The 1,689-nt window shown below is 63.2% G+C and carries 3 protein-coding genes; all 3 read left to right on the top strand.

All coding sequences use genetic code 11. The features are described from left to right. Window positions 1-240 (top strand): class I SAM-dependent methyltransferase (locus A3730_RS03850; protein ID WP_231883835.1); only part of this gene is annotated, 240 nt, incomplete at its 5' end. Next, window positions 237-932, top strand: coding sequence for an SCP2 domain-containing protein (locus A3730_RS03845; RefSeq protein WP_063521323.1), 696 nt, complete (start codon window positions 237-239; stop codon window positions 930-932). The genes A3730_RS03850 and A3730_RS03845, both read left to right, overlap by 4 nt. Further along, window positions 932-1,689: AarF/ABC1/UbiB kinase family protein (locus A3730_RS03840; RefSeq protein ID WP_231883834.1), on the top strand; the 758-nt coding region annotated here is incomplete at its 3' end. The genes A3730_RS03845 and A3730_RS03840, both read left to right, overlap by 1 nt.

Here is a 1,689-nt window from a genome sequence, read left to right as displayed (position 1 = left end):
ACGCCCACCAACAAGCACTTGGCCAAAGCCTACGACGCCTACTCCTTTGCCGTGTGGCCCAAGCTGGGCAAGCTCATCGTCAACGACGCCGACAGCTACCAGTACCTGGCGGAATCCATTCGCATGCACCCGGATCAGGACACCCTGCAGGGCATGATGGACAACGCCGGCTTTGCCCGTACCGAATACTTCAACATAATCGGCGGCATCGTGGCCCTGCACAGAGGATTCAAGTTTTGAGCCTGAAAGACCAGTCACGCTCTCCGGGCCTGCTGTCCACCACCGCCCTGGCCACCGTGGAGCGAGCCATCAACACCGCCCTGCGTTCCGATCCGGCCAGCGCCGATCGCCTGGCCGTACACGCCGGGCGACTCATCGCCATTGAGGTGACACTGCCGCCCATGGCCATCTACGGGCTGATCGTGGAAGACGGTGTAGAGCTCTACCACCGCAGCGACGCCACCCCGGACGTGGCAGTGAAAGGCAGCCCCATGGACCTGGCCTCGCTGCTGCTCAACTGGAAAACCCGCCCCGGCGTGATCGGTGGCCCCGTGGACATCACCGGCAACCGGGATTTTCTGCAAGAGCTACAACAGATCGCCAACCACCTGCAGATCGACTGGGGCGCCATTCTGGAGCCTGTCACCGGTTCCGAGCTGGCCCAGCAACTGGATTACAGCGCCCGCCGCCTGTTCGGCTGGGCGAAGCAAGCCGCCACCCGCCTCACCGAACAACTGGGCGATTATGTGGGCAACGAATCCGGGCTGATTCCCAGCCGCCGTGACGTTTACGAATTCGGTCACGACGTGGATGAACTGCGCATGGACGTGGATCGTCTGGATGCCCGCATTCAGCGGCTGAAAACCCGCGCGCCGTCCGCATCATCCTCTTCGCCCTCATCGCCACAGGATTCCGGGAGCGCAACACACTGATGCCACCGATTACCCGCATACTGGTGGTGATCCATGTGATCTGCCGCTACCGGCTGATATCCCTGCTACCCGCTCATCCAGCCAAAGGCCTGCTACTGGTCCTGCAGTACCTGATGCCGGCCAGCTGGCTCGGCACCGGCGAGCTGAGCGAAGGCGAACGCCTGCACAAAGCACTGGAGCGGCTGGGGCCCATCTTCATCAAATTCGGCCAGCTGCTGGCCACGCGACAGGACATGCTCCCCCCGGAGTGGACTGCCGCCCTCGCCCGCCTGCAGGATCAGGTCGCCCCTTTCGATGGCGAGCAGGCCAGAGCCCTGGTGGAAGCCAGTCTGCCGCAACCCTTTGATGAGGTGTTCCGCGACTTCGACAGCACGCCCATGGCCGCCGCCTCCGTAGCACAGGTGCATGCCGGCACCCTGCACAACGGCCAACAGGTGGTGGCCAAGGTGCTGCGCCCCACCATTCGCCCGGTGGTGGAGCGGGACCTGAAGGTGATGGCCTTCGGTGCCCGCTGGCTGGAACGCCTGTGGCGTGATGCCCGCTATTTCCGCCCGGCCCGGGTGGTACAGGACTACCGGGAGATCATCCTCGGCGAACTGGATCTGGCCGCCGAAGCGCGCAACAGCGAAACCATGCGCCGGCATTTTCTGTTCAGTCCGCTGCTGCACATTCCCGCCATTCATCTTGAATTGTCCAGCCCCACCGTGATCATCATGGATCGCATCCATGGTATTCCGGTGAACGATATCGAGCGCAT

Source organism: Alcanivorax sp. HI0044 (genome assembly GCF_001634945.1).
Note: the sequence above shows the minus strand (reverse complement) of the source record. Positions and strands in the feature narration are given on the sequence as shown.